This is a genomic window from Nonomuraea sp. bgisy101 (assembly GCF_057708945.1).
Genome location: NZ_JBYITD010000013.1, coordinates 176,682 through 199,798, shown reverse-complemented (window position 1 = coordinate 199,798; position 23,117 = coordinate 176,682). Strand labels below are relative to the sequence as shown.

The window sequence follows — 23,117 nt, the reverse complement described above, 5'->3', positions numbered from 1 at the left end:
AGACGACAAATAGCTAAAAAGCCAGCCAACTGGAGGGCTGTGACCTTGGTCACGTGATTGGGTGTGAAGCGACAGGAGGTAGAGCGATGTCGGTTCGCAGTGGTTACGAGGCGGGCGTCCCGTGCTGGGTCGATCTCTCGACGTCCGACGTCCGGGCGGCGGTCCGCTTCTACAGCGAGATCTTCGGCTGGACGGCCGAGATGATCGACGATCCGGCCGCGGGAGGCTACGGGCAGTTCGTTTACAACGGCAAGAAGGTGGCGGGCGTCGGCCCGATCATGGGGGAGGGGATGCCTCCCGTCTGGAACGTCTACGTCGCCACGGACGACGCCGCCACCGTGGCCGACCGCGTCAAGAACGCGGGCGGCACCGTCGTCGTCGAGCCCATGCAGGTCTTCGAGGAGGGCACGATGGCCGTCTTCCAGGCCTCGGACGGCTCCTTCTTCTCCGTCTGGCAGGCGGGCAACCACTCCGGCGCCGAACTGGTCAACGAGCCGGGTGCGTTCTGCTGGAACGAGCTGGTCACCAGGGACCCGCAGGCGGCCACGACCTTCTATACCGCCGTCTTCCCCTGGACCCCGAGGGTCCAGCAGATGGACGGCATGACCTACACCGAGTGGCTGACCGGCGACAAGAGCATCGCGGGCATGATCGAGATGTCGCCCAACTATCCGGAGGGCACCCCCTCGCACTGGTCGACCTACTTCGCCGTGGCCGACCTCGACGCCACGGTCGCCAAGGCCGGATCGCTGGGCGCCACGGTGCTCATCGACTCGATGGACTCGCCCCCCGGCAGGTTCGGGATGCTCATGGACCCGCAGGGCGCCGCGTTCTCGGTCATCCAGCTGAACGAGACCGCGTGAAATTTCGGCAAAAATCTGGGAATGCGGCGGACCAGATGCTGGTTTGATCCCTCGGCCCTCGTGGGTCATGGCCTACGAGGGAGAGGGGTTCACGCATGTCCGTGGCAGAAGCCGCACCTGCTGTCACCAGAGGGAACCGCCGCGGACTGCTCCTGCTGATCCTGGGGGCGCTGTCGGCCATCGGCCCGCTCTCGATCGACATGTACCTGCCGGCCCTGCCCGCCATCACCGCCGAGATGTCCTCGGCCCCCGCGCAGGTCCAGCTCACGCTGACCGCCTGTCTCATCGGCGTCAGTCTCGGCCAGGTCCTCGCCGGGCCGCTGAGCGACGTCAGGGGGCGCAGGCTCCCGCTCATCGTCGGCGTCGCCGGGTACACGCTGGCCTCGCTGCTGTGCGCCTTCGCGCCCTCCGTGGCCGCGCTCGTCGTGCTGCGCCTGGTGCAGGGGATCATGGGCGGAGCCGCGCTGGTGATCGTCCGCGCCGTGGTCCGCGACCTCTACGAGGGCGCCGCCATCGCCCGCATCTTCGCCACCCTCATGCTGGTCAGCGGCCTGGCCCCCATCCTCGCCCCGATCGCGGGCGCCCAGCTGCTGTCCTTCACCTCGTGGCGCGGCATCTTCGTCGCGCTCAGCGTGGCGGGCGCGGTGCTGGTGCTGGCCGTCCTCCCCGGGGTCAGGGAGACGCTTCCCGCGGACAAGAGGGAGGGCGGCGGGCTGAGGAAGACCGCCGCCACGTTCTGGCGCCTGCTCGGCGACCGCTCGTTCATGGCCTGCTCGCTGTCGGCGGGGCTGGCCTTCGCCGGCATGTTCGCCTACATCTCCGGCTCGCCCTTCGTGCTGCAGGAGGTGTACGGCGCCTCGCCGCAGCAGTTCTCGCTCGTCTTCGCCCTCAACGCCCTCGGCCTGACGGTCATGGCGCAGGTCGGCGGCCGGCTGTCGGGTCGCGTCTCGCCCGCCCGCCTGGTGCTGGGCGGGCTGATCCTCAACCTCGCGGGCGGGGCGCTGCTGGTGGTCGCCGCCACCATGGACCTCGGGCTGACCGGCGTGGTGGCCGCGCTGTTCGTCATCATGTGCGGCGCGGGCCTGGTGCTGCCCGGCACCGGCGCGCTGGCGCTGGCGGGCCAGCCGCAGCAGGTGGCGGGAAGCGCCTCGGCGCTGCTCGGTGTCCTGCAGTTCGCGTTCGGCGCGCTCGCCGCGCCGCTCGTGGGCCTGGCCGGATCCGGTACGGCGGTGCCGATGGCCGTCGTCATGCTGGCGCTCATCGTCGCCTCCTTCCTGGTGTTCGCGATCATGGGTCGAGGCCGCGTCTTTGCAGTTAGGTAAGCCTTGCCTGCGTGAGAAATTGCATCCCCATTCGTTTGTGAAGCGGGAAGGAATTACGGCACACTGATGTTGTGAAAAACGTGCACCCCTCGATCGAGCCAGGACATGAGCGCAGTACCCGCGCCCGTGTGGCCAGGCTGATCCTGGAGCACGGGCCCGTAGCGGCCGCGGCGCTCGGAGAGCGGCTGGGGCTCACCCCCGCAGCCGTTCGCCGTCACCTTGACGCGCTGCTGGCCGACGGGATGATCGAGCCCCGCACGACACGGCCGCGCGGACAGCGCGGGCGCGGGCGACCGGCCAAGCTGTTCGCCATCACCGACGCGGGGCGCAGTGCTTTCGAGCACGCCTATGACGATCTCGCGGGGAGCGCGTTGCGCTTCCTCGCCGAGCGCATGGGCGAGGAAGCGGTGACCGAGTTCGCCCGTTCCCAGGTCGAGGGCCTGGTGAAGCGGCTTGAGCCGGTCATGCGGACAGTGCCGGAAGACCAGCGCGTTCAGGTGCTGGCCCAGGCGCTGTCGGCGGACGGTTACGCCGCCTCGGCCAGCAAGGCCAAGTCGGGCGGCGACCAGCTCTGCCAGCACCACTGCCCGGTGGCGCACGCGGCGGCGGAGTTCCCGCAGCTGTGCGAGGCCGAGACGGAAGCGTTCGCGCAGCTGCTCGGCACCCCCGTGCAACGCCTGGCCACCATCGCACACGGCGACGGGGTCTGCACCACCCATGTGAGCCCCGTTCGGATAAGAGAGAGCAAGGAGACCGGAAGGTGACTGTCACCGACCGCCCGGAGCTGGAAGGCCTCGGGAATTACAAGTTCGGCTGGTCCGACTCTGACGCCGCGGGAGCGGCGGCCAAGCGAGGCCTGTCCGAGGAGGTCGTCCGCAACATCTCCGCGCTCAAGAACGAGCCGGAGTGGATGCTCGACCTTCGCCTGAAGGGCCTCCGTCTGTTCGACAAGAAGCCACTGCCCACGTGGGGTTCGGACCTGACGGGCATCGACTTCGACAACATCAAGTACTTCGTGCGCTCGACCGAGAAGCAGGCCGCTTCCTGGGACGAGCTGCCCGAGGACATCAAGAACACCTACGACAAGCTCGGCATCCCCGAGGCCGAGAAGCAGCGGCTCATCGCCGGTGTCGCCGCCCAGTACGAGTCCGAGGTCGTCTACCACAAGATCCGTGAGGACCTCGAGGAGAAGGGCGTCATCTTCGTCGACACCGACACGGGCCTGAAGGAGCACGAGGAGCTCTTCAAGGAGTACTTCGGCTCGGTCATCCCCGTGGGCGACAACAAGTTCGCCGCGCTCAACACCTCCGTGTGGTCGGGCGGCTCGTTCATCTACGTGCCGCCGAACGTTGAGGTGGAGATCCCGCTGCAGGCCTACTTCCGGATCAACACCGAGAACATGGGCCAGTTCGAGCGGACCCTGATCATCGTGGACGAGAACAGCTACGTCCACTACGTCGAGGGCTGCACCGCGCCGATCTACTCCAGCGACTCGCTCCACTCGGCCGTCGTCGAGATCGTCGTGAAGAAGAACGCCCGCTGCCGTTACACGACCATCCAGAACTGGTCGAACAACGTCTACAACCTGGTCACCAAGCGCGCCGTGGCGTACGAGGGCGCGACCATGGAGTGGATCGACGGCAACATCGGCTCCAAGGTCACGATGAAGTACCCGGCCGTCTACCTGATGGGCGAGCACGCCAAGGGTGAGACGCTGAGCGTCGCCTTCGCCGGCGAGGGCCAGCACCAGGACGCGGGCTCCAAGATGGTCCACCTGGCGCCCAACACCTCCTCCAGCGTGATCTCCAAGTCGGTGGCGCGCGGCGGCGGCCGTACCTCCTACCGCGGGCTCGTGCAGATCGAGGAGGGGGCCCACGGCTCTGCCTCGACCGTCAAGTGCGACGCGCTGCTCGTCGACCAGATCAGCCGCTCCGACACCTACCCCTACGTCGACGTCCGCGAGGACGACGTCTCCATGGGGCACGAGGCCACGGTCTCCAAGGTCAGCGAGGACCAGCTGTTCTACCTCATGAGCCGCGGGCTCGACGAGGACGAGGCGATGGCGATGATCGTGCGCGGCTTCGTGGAGCCGATCGCGCGTGAGCTGCCCATGGAGTACGCCCTCGAACTGAACCGCCTGATCGAGCTGCAGATGGAAGGAGCCGTCGGCTGATGGGCCTGAACGAGAAGCCCCTGTCGACCCTGCACGAGAAGTCGTCCTACAGCCTGGACGACTTCGCGGTGCCGACCGGGCGCGAGGAGCAGTGGCGCTTCACGCCGCTGTCGCGCCTGAAGGGCCTGCACAACGGCGCCGCCGAGGTGACCGGGCAGGTCGTCACGCAGGCGTTCACGCCCGCGGGTGTGAACGCCGAGTGGGTCAGCCGCGACGACGCGAGGGTCGGCAAGGCCTACGCCCCCGTCGACAGGGTGAGCGCGCAGGCCTACAACTCCTTCGAGAAGGCTCTGGTCGTCACCGTGCCGAAGGAGGCCGTCCCGGCCGAGCCGATCCAGATCGAGGTGCGCGGCGGCGGCGTCGAAGGCGCCGCCTACGGCCACATCGTGGTCAAGGTCGAGCCGATGGCCGAGGCCGTGGTCGTCATCGACCACCAGGGCAGCGCGCTCTACGCCGACAACATCGAGTTCGTCGTGGGCGACGGTGCCACCCTGAAGGTCATCAGCCTGCAGGACTGGGCCGACGACGCCGTCCACGTCTCCCACCACCACGCCCAGCTGGCCAAGGACGCGACCTTCCGCGGCTTCGTGGTCACCCTGGGCGGCGACCTCGTACGGCTGTCGCCCAGCGTCGCCTACACCGCCCCCGGCGGCGACGCCGACCTGTCCGGCATCTACTTCGTCGACGCCGGTCAGCACCTGGAGCACCGCCTGCTGGTCGACCACTCCCAGCCCAACTGCAAGAGCTACGTCGACTACCGCGGCGCGCTGCAGGGCGAGGACGCGCACGCCGTCTGGATCGGCGACGTGATCATCAGGGTCGAGGCCGAGGGCACCGACACCTATGAGCTCAACCGCAACCTGATCCTCACCGACGGCGCCCGCGCCGACTCGGTGCCCAACCTCGAGATCCTCACCGGCGAGGTCGCGGGCGCGGGTCACGCCTCCGCGTCGGGCCGCCTGGACGACGAGCACATCTTCTACCTCCAGGCCCGCGGCATCCCCTACGACGAGGCCCGCCGCCTGGTCATCAGGGGCTTCCTGGGCCAGCTGGTGGAGAAGATCTCCGTTCCCGAGCTGCGCGAGCGCGTCCTGGCCAAGGTCGAGGCGGAGCTCGAGAAGTGACATTCCAGAAGGTCTGCAAGATCAGTGACATCTCCGACGGGGGTGTCATCGGCGTCGAGGTGGACGACACCCCCGTGGCGCTGGTCCGCAAGGGCGATGAGGTCTTCGCCCTTCACGACGTCTGTTCGCACGCCGAGGTGAAGCTCAGCGAGGGGGAGGTCTACGACGGGACCCTCGAGTGCTGGTTGCACGGCTCGTGCTTCGACGTGCGCTCGGGCAAGCCCACCGGCCCGCCCGCCACCAAGCCCGTGAACGTTTACCGAGTGAAGATCGACGGCGACGACGTCCTCGTCTCGCTCTCGAAGGAGTCATAACAGTGTCCACCCTTGAGATTCGTGACCTCCAGGTCTCCGTCGCGGACAAGGAGATCCTGCGCGGCGTCAACCTCGTCGTGAAGGCGGGCGAGACCCACGCCATCATGGGTCCGAACGGCTCGGGCAAGTCCACCCTCGCCTACGCGATCGCCGGTCACCCCAAGTACACGATCACCGGCGGCCAGGTCCTGCTCGACGGCGTCGACCTGCTGGAGCTGTCGGTCGACGAGCGCGCCCGCGCCGGCCTGTTCCTCGCCATGCAGTACCCGGTCGAGGTTCCCGGCGTCAGCGTGTCCAACTTCCTCCGTTCGGCCGTCACCGCCGTGCGCGGCGAGGCGCCGAAGCTGCGCGAGTTCAGCAAGGACCTGAAGTCCGGCATGGACTCCCTGGCCATCGACTCCGCCTTCGCGACCCGCAACGTCAACGAGGGCTTCTCCGGAGGCGAGAAGAAGCGCCACGAGATCCTCCAGCTCGAGCTGCTCAAGCCGAAGATCGCCGTCCTCGACGAGACCGACTCGGGCCTCGACGTCGACGCGCTGCGCGTGGTGTCGGAGGGCATCAACCGCTTCCGCGCCTCCGGCGAGACCGGTGTCCTGCTGATCACCCACTACACCCGCATCCTGCGCTACGTGAAGCCGGACTTCGTGCACGTCTTCGCGGGCGGCAAGATCGTCGAAGAGGGTGGGCCCGAACTGGCCGAGAAGCTCGAAGCCGAGGGCTACGAGCAGTACACGAAGGCATCGGCGTAATGAACCCGGAGCGAACCCGGCGCAGTGAGCGGGGTCCGCGAAGCGAATGAGGAGTGGTGAGCGACCAATGAACGGAGCGTTCGACGTGGAGAGGGTCAGGAAGGACTTCCCTGTCCTCTCCCGCGAGCTGTCCGGCGGGCGCCCGCTCGTCTACCTCGACTCGGGCAACTCCTCGCAGAAGCCGACGCAGGTCATCGAGACCATGCGCGACCACTTCGCGATGCACTACAGCAATGTGGGGCGGGCGCACCACGCGCTCGGCACCGAGTCGACCGAGGCGTACGAGGCGGCGCGCGACAAGGTGGCCGCCTTCGTGAAGGCGCCCAGCCGGGACGAGATCGTGTTCACCAAGAACGCCTCCGAGGCGCTCAACCTGGTGGCCTACTCCTTCGGCAACCGCACCAACACCGACCCCCGGTTCGCCCTCGGTCCCGGTGACGAGATCGTCATCTCCGAGATGGAGCACCACTCCAACATCGTCCCGTGGCAGATGCTGGTGCAGCGCACGGGCGCGACGCTCAAGTGGTTCGGCGTGACCGACGACGGCAGGCTGGACCTGGCCGACGGCGTCATCACCGACCGCACGAAGATCGTCTCGGTCGCGCACCAGTCGAACGTGCTCGGCACCGTCAACCCGGTCGCCGAGATCGTGCGCCGTGCCCGCGAGGTGGGCGCGCTGGTGATGCTCGACTCCTCCCAGTCGGTGCCGCACCACCCGATCGACCTGGCCGGGCTGGACGTCGACTTCGTGGCCTTCACCGGCCACAAGATGCTCGGCCCCTCGGGCATCGGCGTGCTGTGGGGGCGGGCCGAACTGCTCGAGGCGATGCCGCCGTTCCTCGGCGGCGGCGAGATGATCGAGGCGGTCTGGATGGATCGCTCGACCTACGCGCCCATCCCGCACAAGTTCGAGGCGGGGACGCCGCCGATCGTCGAGGCCATCGGGCTCGGCGCGGCGGTCGACTACCTCGAAGGCGTCGGCATGGCGGCCATCGAGGCGCACGAGCGTGAGCTGACGGCCTACGCGCTGCAGGCGCTCGACGAGGTGCCCTCGCTGCGGATCGTCGGCCCCGCCTCGACCGAGGGCAGGGGCGCGACGGTGTCCTTCACCCTGGAGGGCATACACCCGCACGATGTTGGGCAGATCCTCGATGACCGGTTCGGCGTCGCCGTACGGGTTGGACATCACTGCGCGCGGCCACTTCACCTGAGGTTCGGAATACCCGCGACCACGCGGGCGTCGTTCTACCTGTACAACACCACGAGCGAGATAGACGCCCTGGTCAGGGGTCTCCACCACGTGCAGAAGGTGTTCGCCTGAAATGATCGCCGAGTCGATGTACCAGGAGCTGATCCTGGAGCACTACAAGCACCCGCAGGGGCGGGGGCTGCGTGAGCCGTACGACGCCGAGGTCCACCACGTGAACCCGACGTGCGGCGACGAGATCACGCTCAGGGTCAGGGTCGGCGACGGCGGCAAGATCGAGGACGTCTCCTACGACGGCCAGGGCTGCTCCATCAGCCAGGCCGCGGCCTCGGTGCTGCACGAGCTGGCCACCGGCTCGACGGTCGAGGCTTCGCTGTCGGTCGTGGAGGAGTTCACCAGGCTGATGCAGGGCAGGGGCAAGGTGGAGGCCGACGAGGACGTGCTGGGAGACGCGGTCGCCTTCGCGGGCGTGGCGAAGTTCCCCGCGCGCGTCAAGTGCGCGCTGCTGTCCTGGATGGCTTACAAGGACGCTGTTGTGAGGAGCGCTTAGATATGAGCAAGCCCGTGGAGACGCCGACGTCGGCGTTCGACGGTGACGCGACCGTCGAGGAGGTCATGGAGGCGCTCAGAGACGTCGTCGACCCCGAACTCGGCATCAATGTCGTCGACCTGGGCCTCGTCTACGGCCTCAACCTCGACCCCGTCGAAGGCGGCCAGCCCGTGGCCACCATCGACATGACGCTGACCAGCGCGGCCTGCCCGCTGACCGACGTCATCGAGGACCAGGCCCACTCGGCCCTCGACGGCATGGTCTCCGACGTGAAGATCAACTGGGTCTGGCTGCCGCCGTGGGGCCCCGACAAGATCACCGACGACGGACGTGACCAGTTGCGTATGCTAGGATTCAACGTCTGATCTTTTCGCTGTACGGCTGGCGATTTGCAGCGCCAGCCGTTTCAGCATGCCAGGGCTCCGGAAGGTCCGGGTCCCGCGCGGGGAATATCCCCATCCTCTCGCGTGTTTGGCAACACGTGCACCTGACGCACCATCGTGCGTGAACGCCGCCTGCGGCCGGCTCATTGGGTGCGCGTAGACGGGCCGAAGCTAGTGGCCCAGTCCCCACCCCGAAGGGCGTAAGAGACGCCCGTGTACTCGGCTCGTCCTTTCGCAGAAGTGACGCGCCCACTCTGACTGAAAGGCACGACTTCGTGACCATGCTCGACGCTGCCATGCCCGAAACCTCCACCGAGGAGCAGGGCGTTCCGGAGTTCGAGTTGCTTGGCCTGCCCAAGCCGCTCGTCACCGGCCTGTCAAGGCAGGGCATCGACAGCCCCTTCCCCATCCAGACCGCCACGATCCCCGACGTGCTGGCCGGCCACGACGTTCTCGGCCGGGGCCAGACGGGCTCGGGCAAGACCCTCGCCTTCGGCCTTCCCACGATGGCGCGCATCGCGGGCGTCAGGCCCACCCCCAAGCGCCCCCGCGCGATGATCCTGGTGCCCACCCGTGAGCTCGCGCTGCAGGTCCACGACGCCCTCGAGCCCCTCGGCCGCGGCCTCGGCCTGCGCATGAAGGTCGTCGTCGGCGGCATGTCCATGGGCAAGCAGGTCGAGGCCCTGCGCCGGGGCGTCGACGTCATCATCGCCACGCCGGGACGCCTGGGCGACCTGATGCGCCAGGGCGAGTGCTCGCTCGACGCCGTCGAGGTCAGCGTCCTCGACGAGGCCGACCACATGTGCGACCTCGGCTTCTTCCCCGTCGTGTCGGACCTGCTCGCGCAGACCCCCGCCGACGGGCAGCGGCTGCTGTTCTCCGCCACGCTCGACGGCGACGTCGACAAGCTGGTGCGGCGCTTCCTCAAGGACCCGATCACCCATTCGATCGCGCCCGCGACCTCGCCGGTCGACACCATGGAGCACCACGTGATCCAGGTGAGCCGCGACGACAAGTTCGACGTCACCGCCGAGATCGCCAACCGCGAGGGCCGCACGATCATCTTCGTGCGCACCCAGCACGGCGTCGACCGGCTGTGCAAGCAGCTGGCCCGTGTCGGCGTCAAGGCCGGCGGCCTCCATGGCGGCAAGCGCCAGAACCAGCGCACCCGCATCCTGGCGGAGTTCAAGGAGGGCCAGGTCGACGTCCTGGTCTGCACCGACGTCGCGGCCCGCGGCATCCACGTCGACGGCATCAGCCTGGTGCTCCACGTCGACCCGCCGCAGGACCACAAGAGCTACCTGCACAGGGGCGGCCGTACGGCCCGCGCGGGCGAGAAGGGCACCGTGGTGACCCTGGTCCTGCCGAACGAGCGCCGTTCCACCGACGCGCTGACCCGCCGCGCCGGCATCCACCCGTTCAGGCTGAAGGCCGTGCCGGGCAACGACCGCGTCGCCGAGGTGACGGGCGCCCGCGCCCCCAGCGGGGAGTCCATCCCCGTGTGGGAGCCCGACGTGCGCAAGCCGCTGCGTCCCCGTCGCGAGGGCGCCGGTCACGGTGGTGAGCGTCGCGGCCGTCGTCGTGACTTCGGCGACGACCGGCGCCCGCGTCGTCACGACGGCGAGGACCGGCGTCCCCAGCGCGACTTCGACGGCGAGCGCGGCCCGCGCGGCGACTTCGGCGGCGAGCGCCGCCCGCACCGCTCCTTCGACGGCGACCGCCGTCCGCGCCAGAACGACGGCGGCTCGGCCGAGCCGCGGACGTTCGGCGAGGGCAGGCCCGCCTACCGCGACAGGGGCCAGGGCGGCTACCGCTCCGACGACCGTGGCGGGTTCCGCTCGGACGAGCGCGGCGGCAACCGTTCGGACGACCGCGGCGGATTCAGGTCCGACGACCGCGGGCCGCGTTCGGGCGGGTTCCGCTCGGGCGGCTTCGGCTCCGACGACCGGGCGCCGCGTTCGGGCGGCTATCGCGACGACAGGGCCTCCCGTCAGGGTGGCGGCTACCGCTCCGACGACCGCGGCCGTCCCTTCTCCAGCGACCGGGGGTCCCGCCCCGCGGGATTCCGTTCCGACGACCGCGGCGACTCCAGGGGCCGCCCGTTCTCGGCCAACCGCGACGACAGGGGGCCGCGCGGCGGCTTCCGCTCCGACGACCGCGGCAACGGCGGCTACCGCTCCGACCGCGGCAACTCGGGCCGTCGCTTCGGCCGCTGACCCACCTCGTCGCCGCCCGCCTGCCCCGCCTTCCGGCGGGGTACGGCGGGCTGCGCCGTTTCCAGGGGTTCCGCTCGCGTTCATACCGGCGCGATAGTCTCGACGAGGCCGCACACTGGCGCAATCGGAGATCTCGTGACTGAGCTGCTTTCCAACCCCGTCAAGCACTACGACTGGGGTTCCCGCACCGCCATCGCCGCTCTGACAGGGCGCCCGACTCCCTCGCCGGAGCCCGAGGCGGAGATGTGGCTCGGCGCCCACCCCTCGGGCCCCTCCCTGCTGGCAGGGCGAGGCGTCACCCTCGACCAGGCGATCGCCGCCGACCCCGAGGGCGAGCTGGGCGGCCAGACGGTGGCCAGGTTCGGCGCGCGCCTGCCGTACCTGCTGAAGCTGATTGCGGTCGGCAGGGTGCTGTCGCTGCAGGTGCACCCCTCGGCCGAGCAGGCCGAGGCGGGTCACGCGCGCGGCGCCTACGTCGACGCCTACCCCAAGCCCGAGCTGGTCTGCGCGCTGACGCCGTTCAGCGGCCTGGCGGGCTTCCGCGCGCCCGGCGAGGCGGCGCGGCTGCTTCAGGCGCTCGCACTGCCCGAGCTCCAGCCGGTCGTCGACCTGCTGGAGGCGGGCGAGGCCGCGGGCGCGCTGCGGCTGCTGCTGGAGTGGCCGGATCGCAAGGCGCTGGTCGAGTCCGTCGTGGCGGCGGCCGGGCCGCTCGGCCACGACCTCGTGCTCCACCTGGCCGAGCAGTACCCCGACGACCCGGCCGTCCTCGCGCCGCTGCTGATGAACAGGCACGACCTGAAGCCGGGAGAGGCGCTGTTCCTCGGCGCGGGCGTGCTCCACTGCTACCTGAGCGGGTTCGGCGTGGAGATCATGGGAGGCTCCGACAACGTGCTGCGGGCGGGGCTGACCCCCAAGCCGATCGACGTGGACGAGCTGCTGCAGATCACCGACTTCGCCGCCCAGCCGCTGCGGGTCGAGCCCGAGGACGGGCTCTACACGGTGCCCGTCCCCGAGTTCGCGCTCGGCCGCGCGCAGGGGCCCGACGACACACTGGAGGGCGGCGTTCCGCGCGTGTTCGTGTGCGTCGAGGGGGAGGTCACCGTCGACGGCCGGACGCTGCGGGCGGGGGAGTCGGCGTTCGTGCCGGGCTCGCAGGGCGCCTTCGAGGTGCGCGGACCCGGCACCGTCTTCTGGGCCCAGCCATCTCGGGTGGCGGGCGTTCCCGCTGCTGAGCCTGAGTGCCGATAGGCTGGACGCGCCATGTCAACCGAGCACCGAGAGAGATCATGAAGACCTTCGATGAGCTGTTCGCCGAGCTGTCCGAAAAGGCGCGCACCCGGCCCGCGGGCTCGGGCACCGTGGCCGCGCTGGACGCCGGCGTCCATGCCATCGGCAAAAAGGTCGTCGAGGAGGCAGCCGAGAGCTGGATGGCCGCCGAGCACGAGTCCGACGACCGCGCCGCCGAGGAGATCTCGCAACTGCTCTACCACGTGCAGTGCCTCATGATCGCCCGCGGTATCGGGCTCGACCAGGTCTACAAGTACCTCTGAAGGGAGCGTCCACGATGCTACGGCTGGCCGTACCCAACAAGGGCGCCCTCAACGAGGCCGCCGCCACCATGCTGAAGGAAGCCGGATACCGCACCAGGAAGGACAGCAAGGAACTCGTCGTCGTCGACGCCGACAACTCCTGCGAGCTGTTCTTCCTGCGTCCGCGCGACATCGCCGTCTACGTCGGCGAGGGCACGCTCGACGCCGGGATCACCGGCCGCGACATGCTGTTCGACTCGGGAGCGCCGGTGGAGGAGGTGCTGCCGCTCGGCTTCGGCGGCTCCACCTTCCGCCTGGCCACCAGGTCAGGCACCATGTCCACCGTGCAGGACCTCAACGGCCTGCGCATCGCCACCTCCTACGCCGGGCTGCTGGAGAAGTACCTGTCCGAGAGCGGCGTCGACGCCCGCGTCATCAAGCTCGACGGCGCGGTCGAGACGGCCATCCGCCTGGGCGTCGCCGACGCCGTGGCCGACGTGGTCGAGACCGGCACCACCCTGCGCAACGTCGGCCTCGAGGTCTTCGGCGAGCCGATCATGCGCTCGGAGGCCGTGCTGATCAGGCGCGAGGGCATCGCGGAGACGCAGGGGATGCGGCAGCTCGTGCGCCGCCTCCAGGGCGTCATCCACGCTCGCGACTACGTGATGATGGACTACGACATCCGCGCCGAGCAGATCGAGCAGGCCAGCGCCATCACGCCGGGCATGGAGGGCCCCACGATCTCGCCGCTGCACCGCGAGGGCTGGGTCGCCGTCCGCACCATGGTGCCGCGCAAGGGCCACCAGCAGGTGATGGACCAGCTCTGGGAGATCGGCGCGCGCGCCATCCTGGTCACCGACATCTACGCCTGCAGGATCTAGCCGGCGGCCGGCGATCATCATCACGTGTGACGATGATCGCCGGCCGGACCGTCCACTCCGGTGGCGAGGGCCACCCGTCCGCGAGGCGTCTGACAAATGTCACGACGATCACCGGAAGGACGGCACTAACCCGGGCTCCGCCGCGCTTCTAGCGTTGAGCCCATGAACGCCATCGAGTTCGACCAGGTCAGCAAGGGCTACGGGGACGTCCTCGCCGTCGACGACCTGTCCCTCACCATCGCCCAGGGCACGACCGTCGCCCTGCTCGGCCCCAACGGCGCCGGCAAGTCCACCTCCATCAACATGCTGCTCGGCCTGCTGCGCCCCACCTCGGGCACGATCGGCGTCTTCGGCCGCACCCCCGACGCGGCCGTGGCCGCGGGCGACCTCGGCGCGATGCTGCAGGACGGCACGCTCATCCCCGACCTGACCGTCAGGGAGCTGGTCGACCTCGTCCGGAGGCTCTACCCCGATCCCATGGGCCTCGACGCGATCCTTCAGCTGGCCGACCTCACCGACCTGGTGAAACGGCGCGCCGACAAGCTGTCGGGCGGGCAGACGCAGCGCGTCAGGTTCGCCCTCGCCATCGCGGGCGCGCCCAGGATCCTGCTGCTCGACGAGCCCACGGCCGCCATGGACGTGGAGTCGCGGCTGCGGTTCTGGGCCGGGATGCGCGACTACGCGGCCGGCGGCCGTACCGTGCTGTTCGCCACCCACTACCTGGAAGAGGCCGACGAGAACGCCGACCGGCGCCGGCTGTGTGGCTGGGCGGTGCCGGCTGTGTGGCTGGGCGGTGCCGGCTGTGCGGGGGCGGCTTGAGCGCCTGGCCTAGGTGAGCGCGGCGACCGCCTTGACGGCCTGGTCGACCTGCTCGGGGCTGATCAGGATCGAGGTGCCGAAGCGCAGGTAGACCTGCAGGTAGGGGGTGGTGCTGGTCAGGACGCGCTGGGCGCGCAGCCGCTCGGTCGCCTGGAACGGCGTCACGCCGTCGATCTCGCAGCACACCAGTCCCGCCGACAGCGCGGGATCCATCGGCGTGATGAGCCGCACGTGCGGATTGGCGGCCAGGCCCTGCTTGAGGCGGGTGGCCAGCTCGATCGTCCGCTCCTGCACGCGGTCCTTGCCGATGCCGGTCTGGAAGGCGAACGCCTCGGCCATCGCCCAGCGGTGCTCGAAGGCCTTGTAGCCGCCGGGGGTGTTGATGAGGCCGCCGGGGCCGGCGGGCGCGCTGTTGCCGAACCAGGCCCTGAACCCCGGATCGCTGAAGCTCGGGATGATGGGGGCGACGTGCTCCCATGCCCTGCCGTACACGATGCCGGTGCCGCGCGGGCCGAACAGCCACTTGTGGGCGCCCGAGGCCAGGAAGTCGCAGCCGAGGTCGGTGACGGAGTCGGCGAGCGCGCCGAAGCCGTGGACGCCGTCGACGCACAGCAGCGCCCTGTCCTTGTCGTCGCGCCCGCGGTTGGCCTCGGCGAGCATGTCGGCGATCGCGCGGACCGGCAGCCTGACCCCCGTGCCGGAGTGGACCCAGGTCACGGCGACGATCCTGGTGCGCGGGGTGAGCCCCGCCTTGAGCGCGGCGACGATCCGATCGGCGGAGGCCTTGGCGGGATCGTCGTAGAGGCGCACCCGTGTGACCCGGGCGCCCGTGCGCTCGGCGAGCATCCTGAGGTTCTCGTGGGTGGCGTAGAAGTCGTGCTCGGTGGTCAGCACCTCCTGGCCCTGCCGCAGGCGGAAGCCCGAGTAGATCAGGCTCAGGCCCATCGTCGTGCTGTCGGTGAGCGCGACCTCGCCCTGCTCGGCGCCGAGGTAGCGCTCGGCGGCCGCCCTGACGGCGGCGTCGCGGTCGTCCGACTCCAGGTAGCCGGCCGTGTCGCCGTCGAGCCCTTCCCTGTGCCGCTGGATCGCCGCCCGTACGGGGGTGGGATGGGCGGCCAGGACGAACGCCGCGAAGTTGGCGTCCTTGGGATCGAGCGTGAACTGCGCGCGCACCGACGCCCAGTCGTTCTCCTGGAGCCTCGGGGGCTTCGGGTCCTCGGTGGGCACCGTGCAGCCCGCCAGGGTGGCGCCCGCTCCCCCCAGCAGCAACGTCCGCCTGTTCAGCACGACATCCTTCCTAGCACGCTAACGTGCCGATGTGGGACGACCAGCCAAGTTCGGAGCCGACCAGATCCTCGACGCCGCCGCGGCGCTGGCCGCCGAGGGCGGGCACGAGGCCGTCACCGTCACCGCGATCGCGGCGCGCCTGGGTGCCCCGAGCGGCTCGATCTACCACCGGTACGCCTCGCGCGACCTGCTGCTTGCGCACCTGTGGATCAGGGCCGTGCGCCGCTTCCAGGAGGGCTTCCTGTCGGCCGCCCGCGTCCCCGATCTCGCCGAGGCGGTGCGCGCGTCGGCCGCGCACGTGGTGCGCTGGTCGGCCGAGCACCAGGACGAGGCCCGCCTGCTGCTCGCGCACAACGTGGCCGAGCTGCGCGAACGCTGGCCGGACGAGCTCGGCGAGGAGCTGGACAGGCTCAACGTCGACGCCACGGCCGCCCTGCGGGAGCTGGCGGGGCGGCTGCCGGGCGACGACGCCCTGGAACGGGTCACGTTCGCGCTGGTCGACGTGCCCGTCGCGGCCGTGCGGCGGCACGTGCTCGCGGGCAGGACCGTACCGGATTCCGCGGTACGGCTGGCGGAGGCGGCGGCGCTGGCGGTAGTTTTAGAGAGTGACCTCTAAAACTGTGGACGGCCTCTACGAGGCCTTCGCCGCCGGCGACCCCGCCGCGCTTGCCGCCACCCTCCACCCCGACCTGGTCCTGAAGGTCAGCGAGGGCATGCCGCTGAACGTCGGCGGCGAGCACCACGGGCCGCGGGCCGCGCTCGCCGGCTGCTGGAGCGTGATCTTCCGCGCCTACGACACCTGTCCCGTCCCCGACGAACAGGTGTGGGCGGGCGACGACAGGGTCGTCGTCCTCGGGCACTACCGGGGCACCTCGCGCGCCACGGGCCAGGCCTTCGAGGCCGCCTTCGCGCACGACCTCAAGCTGCGCGACGGGCTCATCGCCCACTTCACGCAGATCACCGATACGGCCCGGTGGCCGCTCGCATGAGGTCGCTGACCCTGACGACGCCCATGCACCTGCCCACCTCGTCCGTCACCACGAGATCGTCGTAGACGCGAGCGGTGTCCCGCCCCGCGACCTGCATCGCGGCGATGGCGGGCGTGGTCTTGGGAACGGTCCTGGGCGGGTCGGCCAGCCGCAGCGCGGGCTTCTTGCCGTGCAGGGCGTGGCCGTAACGGCCGGCGATCGACAGCAGGAACCTGCTGCGGTCCAGGCTGCCCTCCGGGCGCTGGTACTCGTCGACCAGGATCACGCTGGTGATCGAGGGCTCGGTGCCGAACGCCTCCACCACCTCCTCGGCCGTCGCCGCGGCCGGCAGCGACACCGCGGGCAGCAGCAGCTCGTGCACGCGCGGACCGAGCATCATGTCCGCCTGGGACGGCTTGCGCACCGGCAGCGGCACCCGCACCCTGCCGTCGGGCCCCGGCCGCAGCAGCGGCCCCTCGGCCAGCCGTACCCCCCAGCTGCGCACGGTGGCGAGCTGCGCCTCACCGGTGATGCCGGGGGCGAGGACGTGCGCGCCGATGCCGCGCGCCAGGGTGGCGAGCGACTCGCCCGCGGCCGCTCTCCTGTGGTCCTCGGGAACCCGCGCGACCAGCTCGGGGGCGAGCACGATCAGGTACGGCGCGGCCTCGATGATCAGCTCCATCGGCAGGCTGCCGACGCCCAGGCCGCCGAACCCGATGAGGTAGCCGATCGCCCGCAGGCCGTCCAGCCCGATGAGCAGCGCTTTCCTGTCCTGGTCCGCGCACGGGCCGTGCACCTTGACGATCACCTCCCTCGGCCGCCTGCCCGACCGCCTGAGGGCCTCGTGCAGCGGCGAGAGCGCGGCGGAGCCGCCGATGACCATGTGGGTGGGGAGATCGAGGAGGAGCGGAAGGGTGCCTGAGCCGAGTTCGGCGGCGTCAGGGGACACGTGCAACGCGATGACACCGCCGGTCTCGAGATCTATCACAGGGGAGACGGCGGAAGGAGCTTCCTGGTCATACTGGGGAAGCAGAGGAGTCTGGGGAGACACGTCCAAATTGTGGGCGAATACCAGAAGCCCCAGAAGCATCCAGCCACGAAATTCACCGATATTTCGCCACAAGTTCCAGCTCACAGGCCATAACCCGCCCGGGTGCGCCCTGCCGACCGGGAGCCGGTCGAAGCCTCCCTGGGCCTCCCCGAGCCCCCGGCCTCCCCGAGCCCCCGGCCTCCCCGGGGTCCGGCCGCGCGCTGGTTCGTCGGGGCGGACGCGACGGTCAGCCCGGTCGCCGTGGCCGCGTGATCATCCGAGGGGCCGGTGCTCCTGGCCGCCGTCGGCCATGCCTTCGCCGGGGACGACGAGTCCCGACTCGTAGGCGAAGACGACGGCCTGGGCGCGGTCGCGAAGGTCGAGCTTGGTCAGGACGCGGCTGACATGGGTCTTGGCGGTGTTCTCGCTGACGACCAGCTCGCCGGCCAACTCCACGTTGGACAGGCCCCGAGCCAGCAGCCGCAGGGTCTGGGTCTCGCGGTCGGTCAGCCGCGCCAGCATGGCCGTGAGGCGGGGGGTGACGCCCGTGCTCGGGCGGCGTACCAGGGTCTCCACCAACCGCCTGGTCACGGTGGGCGCGAGCAGGGCCTCGCCCGCCGCCACGACCCGTACGGCCTCGGCCAGTTCCTGACGGCGGATGTCCTTGAGCAGGAAGCCGCTCGCTCCGGCGCGCAGCGCGTCGTAGACGTAGTCGTCCAGGTCGAACATGGTCAGCACGAGGACCCTTGCCCCGGTGGTGGCGCAGATGCGGGCGGTGGCCTCCAGGCCGTCCATGCCCGGCATCTGGACGTCCATGAGCACCACGTCCGGCTGGAGGCGGCCGGCCGCCTCCACGGCCGAGGCCCCGTCGGCGGCCTCGCCGACCACGGTGATGTCGGGCTGCACCCCCAGGATCATGGCGAAGCCCGCCCGGAACAGGTCCTGGTCGTCGGCGATGAGTACGCGGATCACGGAACCCCTAGTCGATGGGAAGCTCGGCCTGCACGACGAATCCTGTCCCGTCGGGGGCCGCGCCGGCGCGCAGGCTCCCGCCGCGGGCGGCGACGCGTTCGCGCATCCCCGCCAGCCCGTGGCCGCCCGGCTCGCCAGGTCCCGCGCCCCTGCCGTCGTCGGCGACGACGATGAGCAGGCGCGCCGACGTCCAGCCGAGCGTGACGCGGGCGGTACGCGCCCCGGAGTGCCTGACGACGTTCGTCAGCGCCTCCTGCACGATCCGGTACGCGGCCACGGCCGTCTCCTGGGAGACCTCGAGAGGAGCGCCTTCGGCCTCCAGGGTCACCGCCACGCCCGCCCGGCGGGTCCGCTCGACCAGGTCGGGCAGGGTGTCGAGGCCGGGGCGGGGTGTGCCGGGCCGTTCCGCGTCCTGCCGGAGGGTGTTCAGCAGGCCGCGGAGCTGGACCAAAGCCGCTCTGCCCGTGTCGGCGACCGCGTCGAAGGCCGACTGCGCCCGCCGGGGGTCCGAGCCAAGCACCGCCGATCCCGCCTCGGCCTGCACCACCATCAGCCCGACCGAGTGGGTCACGATGTCGTGCACGTCGCGGGCGATGCGGGTGCGCTCGTGCGCGGCGGCGGCCTGGCGCTCCTGCTCCAGCCTCCTGCCGCGCTCGGCCCGCTCGGCGAGCCCGGCCGCCCGAGCCCGCGCGCCGGTGCCCAGGGCGTAGGCGGCCACGAAGGCGGTGCCGACCATCCGGTAGACCTCGCTGTCCTCCCGTGGCAGGGCCAGCGAGACGTAGACGGCGGCCCCGATGACCGGTACGGCGAGCAGCCGGACGGCGGTGCCGCTCAGCTCCGCGATGGTGTACACGCCCAGCAGCGGCCCCCACGGAAGGAACGGCTTCTCCCACAGCACCATCGCGGTCATGGCGAGCCCGGTCACGAGGGAGACCGGCACGGGGGCCCGCCGCCGCCACAGCACCGGCACGGAGGCGGCCGCCGCGAGCGCCACCACCCACCACTCCGCGGGCCGGGGGAACAGCGTGGGTGCCACGGTCGCCACGGTGACGGCGGCGGCCAGCACCGCGTCGACCACGCGGGCGGGCAGGAGGGACGTGGCGGCGGCGGCCCTACGGGCGAGGCGCACGATCACGCGCGAGGTGGAGGCCCGCACGCCCTCCGTCGAAGGAGCCCACCGCCTGGCCCGAACCACCCGCACCCCCTCCGCCGCCCCTGGAGCCCCGCAGACCGGCGAGCAGGGTGACCGGCAGGAGCAGGAGGCCGGCCCAGCCTAGCCAGTCGCCCAGCACGCTGTACGGCGTGGCCGGCGCCGGCCCGGGAAGCGTGAGGACGGCCGAGGCGAAGCCGGGGCCGGTCCGCGCCTGCGCCAGCACCCGGCCGTAGGCGTCGCCGGCCAGCAGGATCCCCGCCCTGGGCGCGCGCACCACCGTCATGCCGCTCTCCACGCCGCGCACCAGGGCCATCCTGCCGTGGATCCACTCGTCTCCCTGGAAGTCCCAGGCGGGGGCGAAGACGGCGGAGGCGCCCCTGCGCCGGTAGTCGCGCACCAGCCAGGGGAAGTCCAGGTCCTTGCAGATGGCGATCGCCCACCGGCCGCCAGAGCCCGGCATGAACGCCACCGCGTCGGCCCTGCCCGGCGTGTAGTCCGCCTCGACCCCAGGGATGAGGTGGCGCTTGTCGTAGCGGACCGGGCGGGAGCCGTCGGCGGGGAAGGCGAGCGCGCTGTTGCGGCGCTGCTCGCCGTCCACGAGAGTCAGCCCGAGCAGGATGGTGGTGTGCCGCTCGGCGGCCAGCTTCGACAGCGGGCCCGCCAGCAGGGGCAGCGTGGCGCGGTCGGCCGCCAAGGTGTTCTCGGGCAGCACGACGACGTCAGCCTCCAGCTTCGCGAGCTCGGCCAGGTAGCGCGCGAGCAGCTTCCGGCCCGCACGGCCGGCCACAGGGACCGTGTCGTTGGGCTCGTCGGTGGCCAGCAGCGCCACCCGGGTGCCGAGGCCGCCGGTCGCCGCGCCGGCCGGGCCGGCCAGCCGTACGACGCCGTAGCCGAGCACGAGCGCGAGGACCGCCGCGGCGCCCGCGGCCAGCGGAGCCCTGCGGCCCGCCGACGGCAGTACGGCCAGTGCCGCCTGCGTCCCCAGCAGCAGGAAGGTGACGCCCCACGGGCCCGTCAGCGAGACGATCTGCAGCACCGGCAGGGCGTCGGCCTGGGAGTAGGCCATGCTCCACCACGCGCCGTGCGGCATCGTGAGCGAGACGGCGAACTCGACCGCGACCCAGGACGAGCAGAACGCCAGCGTCGCCAGGACGGGCCTGGCCTGCCCCGCGATCGCGGCGAAGGCGGCGAGCGCCAGCCCGAACAGCACCGACGTCCCGACGATCAGTGTGGCCACCAGCGGCGGGGGGAGCTCCAGGGTGTCGCCGTAGTAGCCCCACATCGAGGTCTGGCCGCCGAGCCAGGCCACCGTGCCCGCCGCGAACGCGGTCCGCGCCCGCGACCTGGCGGCCACCGCCAGCACGGGCAGGGCCGCGATCCACGCGCACCACCACGACGGGGTCAGCCCGGTGCCGAAGGCGAGCAGCACCGCCGACAGCCCGGTGAGCAGCCCGGTGAGCAGGAACGACCGCCGGCGGCCGCCGCGAGGGAGGAGAGGGGAGTTCATGCCTGCCATGGTTCGCCGTCGCCGCCGCCCGCCACATCGCGCGCTCGGATGATCTCCATCGTCATTCGCGCGAGTGACGGCGGGTCGCGCGGGAGCGGGGCAGCGCGTCGGCCTTGACCTCCACGGCCGCGGCAGGGCGATGACGGGGCTGTCACGTACCGGCGGCACGTCGAAGACGTCGGGGCGAGCCCGCGGGCGGTGCCGGCCGTGGGCGCGCGGGCGCGGCAGAGCCGGAGGACGCGGCCGCGGCAGGAGCCGGAGGACGCGGGCGGGGTGAGCCGGAGGGCGCGGGTGTGGCAGGAGCCGGAGGACGCGGGCGGGGTGAGCCGGTCGTCACCGTCACGCCGAAGCGGGGGGTCGAGGGCGGCCGCCGGGACGGTCAGCGGGTCTCGGCCGGGGTGAAGAGGTCGTCGAGGAGCGGGTGACCTCCCGCTCCAGCCGCTGGTTCGGCGTACCACTCCCTGCCGAGAATCCACCCGAAGACGGGCAGGGGAAGCCGGACGAGGATCCGCATGACGGGCGCCAGCCTGCCGCGGCCCATCACCTCCGAGCGGTGGGCGGCGATCGCGGTCTGCTTCTGCCTGGCGTAGCGCCGCACGTCGATGCGGTGGGTGATGGCCTGGCGAGGGCTGTAGGCGCGGCTGAGCTCGTCCGGGTCGTAACGCAGCGGCAGCCGCAGGACCCGCGCCACGGTCATCAGCCGGGCGACGATGTCGCGAGGGAGCGTGGCCTCCAGCAGGCGGGGCACCCCCGCCTTGGCGGCGGCGAGCTTGCCTACCTCGTGGACCCTGACGTGGTCGCGGTGGCCGTACCCGCCGTTGGCGTCGTAGCTGATGAGCACGTCGGCCCGCTCCTCGGTGAGGACGGCGGCGAGCCGGTCGGCGGCCTCGGCGGGATCGGCCCTGCAGAAGCGGGCACGGCCGGGCGGATCGGGGTAGAGGATCGCGCCGTGACCGCTGTCGGCGTAACCCAGGTGGACGACCCTGTGGACGCCGAGGACGACGGCGCTCGCGCGGAGCTCGTCCAGCCGGGTGGAGGCGTCGTCCCCGGCGCCCATGTGGTCGGTGGCGACGACGATCACCACGCGGTGACCTTCCGCGGTGGCACGGGCCAGCGTGCCGCCGGTCAGGAGGGCCTCGTCGTCGGGATGGGCGTGGAATGCCACAACGATAGCCATATGTCCCCCGGGAGCTCGAAGGCAGCCAGAGTAGCGTCTGGATGATCTCCAGGCGCCGTCGTCGGCCGCCCGGGCACCGGTACGCTGCCAGGGTGAGAGCGCGGCCGGCGAAAGGCGGGGGACGGTGGGTGTCGGTGCCCCCCGAACGCGTCCAGCGGTGGATCGACGGGTTCGCCGACCGGCACGGCCCGTTCGAGGCGACCGGCGACACCCACGTCGTACGGCTCGTGGCCGCCGACGGGGCGGTCGCCGAGTGCCACGCGCCCTTCCCTCCGCTGCCGCAGGGCCCGCCGCGGGTGACCAACCTCGTCGCGCACGCCCGCGCCGACCGGCTCGTCGGGGTGGTGCTCGTCCGGCTGGGCGGCTACGCGGCAGGCGTCTTCCACGGCACGGAACTGCTCGCCTCCAAGGTCGACTCCCGCTACGTGCAGGGCCGCACGGCCGCGGGGGGCTGGTCGCAGCAGCGGTTCGCCAGGCGCAGGCAGAACCAGGCGGGCCAGACCCACCAGGCCGCCGCCGACACCGCGCTGCGGGTGCTGTCGCCGCACCTGGAGCAGATGGCGGCGGTGGTGTTCGGCGGCGACAGGAAAGCGGTCGACGCGCTGCGGGAGGACCGGCGGCTGGCGCCCCTGTTCGCGTTGGAGGCCGAGCCGTTCCTGACCGTGCCCGACCCCAAGCTGGCTGTCCTGCGCGACACCCCGGCGTCCTTCCGCGCCGTCCGGATCCACGTCACGGACCCCGGGTGACGTCCATCCCGTCGTGCGGGAACCCCTCGAACAGAAGCCCCTCGAACAGAAGCCCCTCGAACAGAAGCCCCGCGTGGGGGAGCCCGGCGCGGAGACCTCTCGTGCGGGCTCTCCTGACGTCGGAACCTCTCGTGCGGGCCCTCCTGA

General features: G+C 71.2%; 24 protein-coding genes. 18 read left to right on the top strand and 6 right to left on the bottom strand.

Annotated elements, in window-relative coordinates; genetic code table 11:
• Positions 1-86: 86 nt before the first annotated feature.
• The 15 genes from AC3EO4_RS25260 (at position 87) to AC3EO4_RS25190 (ending at position 14,130) form a co-directional block, all read left to right on the top strand.
• Complete coding sequence (locus tag AC3EO4_RS25260) at positions 87-863, top strand: VOC family protein (protein ID WP_431898159.1); 777 nt, start codon at positions 87-89, stop codon at positions 861-863.
• A gap of 95 nt (positions 864-958) precedes the next feature.
• Positions 959-2,185, top strand: a complete 1,227-nt coding sequence (locus AC3EO4_RS25255; protein WP_379569067.1) for a multidrug effflux MFS transporter — start codon at positions 959-961, stop codon at positions 2,183-2,185.
• Between the two features lie 71 nt (positions 2,186-2,256).
• Positions 2,257-2,949, top strand: a complete 693-nt coding sequence (locus AC3EO4_RS25250) for a helix-turn-helix transcriptional regulator (RefSeq protein WP_379569065.1) — start codon at positions 2,257-2,259, stop codon at positions 2,947-2,949.
• On the top strand, positions 2,946-4,358 hold the full coding sequence (gene sufB / locus AC3EO4_RS25245; RefSeq protein ID WP_379569063.1) for a Fe-S cluster assembly protein SufB: 1,413 nt from the start codon (positions 2,946-2,948) through the stop codon (positions 4,356-4,358). Before AC3EO4_RS25250 ends, sufB begins: the two co-directional genes overlap by 4 nt.
• Positions 4,358-5,482, top strand: a complete 1,125-nt coding sequence (sufD, locus tag AC3EO4_RS25240; RefSeq protein WP_379569061.1) for a Fe-S cluster assembly protein SufD — start codon at positions 4,358-4,360, stop codon at positions 5,480-5,482. Before sufB ends, sufD begins: the two co-directional genes overlap by 1 nt.
• Complete coding sequence (locus AC3EO4_RS25235; protein WP_379569059.1) at positions 5,479-5,796, top strand: Rieske (2Fe-2S) protein; 318 nt, start codon at positions 5,479-5,481, stop codon at positions 5,794-5,796. Before sufD ends, AC3EO4_RS25235 begins: the two co-directional genes overlap by 4 nt.
• A gap of 2 nt (positions 5,797-5,798) precedes the next feature.
• Positions 5,799-6,545, top strand: a complete 747-nt coding sequence (gene sufC, locus AC3EO4_RS25230; RefSeq protein ID WP_379569057.1) for a Fe-S cluster assembly ATPase SufC — start codon at positions 5,799-5,801, stop codon at positions 6,543-6,545.
• A 67-nt stretch (positions 6,546-6,612) separates the two neighbouring features.
• Positions 6,613-7,866 carry a cysteine desulfurase gene (locus AC3EO4_RS25225; protein WP_431898157.1) on the top strand — a complete coding sequence of 418 codons (1,254 nt, stop codon included), beginning with the start codon at positions 6,613-6,615 and terminating at the stop codon, positions 7,864-7,866.
• 1 nt (position 7,867) lies between these two features.
• Complete coding sequence (gene sufU / locus AC3EO4_RS25220) at positions 7,868-8,302, top strand: Fe-S cluster assembly sulfur transfer protein SufU (RefSeq protein WP_379569053.1); 435 nt, start codon at positions 7,868-7,870, stop codon at positions 8,300-8,302.
• A 2-nt stretch (positions 8,303-8,304) separates the two neighbouring features.
• Entirely contained in the window at positions 8,305-8,667 is a 363-nt protein-coding gene (locus AC3EO4_RS25215; protein ID WP_379569051.1) for a metal-sulfur cluster assembly factor, read from the top strand.
• Positions 8,668-8,966: 299 nt separating this feature from the next.
• Entirely contained in the window at positions 8,967-10,901 is a 1,935-nt protein-coding gene (locus AC3EO4_RS25210; RefSeq protein ID WP_379569195.1) for a DEAD/DEAH box helicase, read from the top strand.
• Positions 10,902-11,036: 135 nt separating this feature from the next.
• On the top strand, positions 11,037-12,149 hold the full coding sequence (manA, locus tag AC3EO4_RS25205; RefSeq protein ID WP_431898156.1) for a mannose-6-phosphate isomerase, class I: 1,113 nt from the start codon (positions 11,037-11,039) through the stop codon (positions 12,147-12,149).
• 38 nt (positions 12,150-12,187) lie between these two features.
• Positions 12,188-12,451: a phosphoribosyl-ATP diphosphatase gene (locus AC3EO4_RS25200; protein ID WP_358139153.1), complete on the top strand. Its 264-nt coding sequence runs from the start codon at positions 12,188-12,190 to the stop codon at positions 12,449-12,451.
• A gap of 14 nt (positions 12,452-12,465) precedes the next feature.
• Positions 12,466-13,311: an ATP phosphoribosyltransferase gene (gene hisG, locus AC3EO4_RS25195; protein ID WP_379569047.1), complete on the top strand. Its 846-nt coding sequence runs from the start codon at positions 12,466-12,468 to the stop codon at positions 13,309-13,311.
• A gap of 162 nt (positions 13,312-13,473) precedes the next feature.
• Complete coding sequence (locus tag AC3EO4_RS25190) at positions 13,474-14,130, top strand: ABC transporter ATP-binding protein (RefSeq protein ID WP_431898154.1); 657 nt, start codon at positions 13,474-13,476, stop codon at positions 14,128-14,130.
• A 9-nt stretch (positions 14,131-14,139) separates the two neighbouring features.
• Here the strand turns inward: AC3EO4_RS25190 and AC3EO4_RS25185 are convergent, their stop codons facing one another.
• Positions 14,140-15,417: an aminotransferase class V-fold PLP-dependent enzyme gene (locus AC3EO4_RS25185; RefSeq protein ID WP_431898153.1), complete on the bottom strand. Its 1,278-nt coding sequence runs from the start codon at positions 15,415-15,417 to the stop codon at positions 14,140-14,142.
• A 31-nt stretch (positions 15,418-15,448) separates the two neighbouring features.
• Between AC3EO4_RS25185 and AC3EO4_RS25180 the strand changes: the two genes are divergently transcribed.
• Together AC3EO4_RS25180 and AC3EO4_RS25175 are read left to right on the top strand one after the other, a co-directional pair.
• Entirely contained in the window at positions 15,449-16,033 is a 585-nt protein-coding gene (locus AC3EO4_RS25180; RefSeq protein WP_431898151.1) for a TetR/AcrR family transcriptional regulator, read from the top strand.
• Entirely contained in the window at positions 16,023-16,406 is a 384-nt protein-coding gene (locus AC3EO4_RS25175) for a nuclear transport factor 2 family protein (RefSeq protein WP_379569039.1), read from the top strand. Before AC3EO4_RS25180 ends, AC3EO4_RS25175 begins: the two co-directional genes overlap by 11 nt.
• On the opposite strand, the gene AC3EO4_RS25170 is transcribed toward AC3EO4_RS25175, so the two are convergent.
• From AC3EO4_RS25170 to AC3EO4_RS25150, 5 genes are all read right to left on the bottom strand, one after another.
• Complete coding sequence (locus tag AC3EO4_RS25170; RefSeq protein WP_379569037.1) at positions 16,375-17,373, bottom strand: EAL domain-containing protein; 999 nt, start codon at positions 17,371-17,373, stop codon at positions 16,375-16,377. The genes AC3EO4_RS25175 and AC3EO4_RS25170 overlap by 32 nt on opposite strands.
• A gap of 315 nt (positions 17,374-17,688) precedes the next feature.
• Complete coding sequence (locus tag AC3EO4_RS25165) at positions 17,689-18,387, bottom strand: response regulator (RefSeq protein WP_431898149.1); 699 nt, start codon at positions 18,385-18,387, stop codon at positions 17,689-17,691.
• Positions 18,388-18,394: 7 nt separating this feature from the next.
• Entirely contained in the window at positions 18,395-19,522 is a 1,128-nt protein-coding gene (locus AC3EO4_RS25160) for a sensor histidine kinase (RefSeq protein ID WP_431898147.1), read from the bottom strand.
• A complete protein-coding gene (locus AC3EO4_RS25155) occupies positions 19,500-21,047 on the bottom strand; it encodes a nitrilase-related carbon-nitrogen hydrolase (protein WP_431898145.1) in 1,548 nt (515 codons plus the stop codon). The genes AC3EO4_RS25160 and AC3EO4_RS25155 overlap by 23 nt, the downstream gene beginning before the upstream one ends.
• A 379-nt stretch (positions 21,048-21,426) precedes the next feature.
• Positions 21,427-22,224 (bottom strand): PIG-L deacetylase family protein, encoded by a 798-nt coding sequence (locus AC3EO4_RS25150; RefSeq protein WP_431898143.1) that lies wholly within the window; start codon positions 22,222-22,224, stop codon positions 21,427-21,429.
• 134 nt (positions 22,225-22,358) lie between these two features.
• On the opposite strand from AC3EO4_RS25150, the gene AC3EO4_RS25145 reads away from it, so the two are divergent.
• On the top strand, positions 22,359-22,970 hold the full coding sequence (locus tag AC3EO4_RS25145) for an acVLRF1 family peptidyl-tRNA hydrolase (protein WP_488186355.1): 612 nt from the start codon (positions 22,359-22,361) through the stop codon (positions 22,968-22,970).
• Positions 22,971-23,117: the final 147 nt, after the last annotated feature.